General features: G+C 61.8%; 1 pseudogene. It reads left to right on the forward strand.

Annotated features, from left to right (window positions below):
- Positions 1–508: pseudogene (locus TU74_RS23005) on the forward strand (mechanosensitive channel MscK); the annotation flags it as partial.

Genomic DNA, 508 nt, shown 5'->3' on the forward strand with positions numbered 1-508 from the left:
CTGGAACTGGCGATCACTCGCAGCGACCTGCTGGAACGCCTGAGCCGCGAGCTGAGTGCATTGCTCAACGAATCCATCACCCTGCAACTGAACCAGAAACAACTGCTCAGTACAGCTACCACGTTGCGCGCGACCCTCGACGAGCAGATGTTTTGGATCCCCAGCAACAAGCCGCTGGACACCGAGTGGCTGGAAACCGTACCGGCGCACCTGAGCAAACAGATCACTACTCTGCCCTGGGCCTCCAGTGTCAGTGAGTTATATGACGGCCTGACCCAGCGCCCGCTGCTGTTCCTGCCGCTGCTGTTGCTGATTGGCGCGTTGCTGTGGCGCCGCAAGGCCCTGTACCAGCGCCTGAACAAGGTTCACCTGGATATCGGTCACTTCAAGCGCGACAGCCAGTGGCACACGCCCCAGGCCATCCTGATCAACATCCTGCTGGCGATGCCCGCCGCCCGGCGTTTGGCCTTGTGCGGCCTGGCGTTGCAAATCGACGCCCGCGGGCAGA

This window comes from Pseudomonas lundensis (assembly GCF_001042985.1).
In the GTDB taxonomy this organism is placed as follows: domain Bacteria; phylum Pseudomonadota; class Gammaproteobacteria; order Pseudomonadales; family Pseudomonadaceae; genus Aquipseudomonas; species Aquipseudomonas lundensis.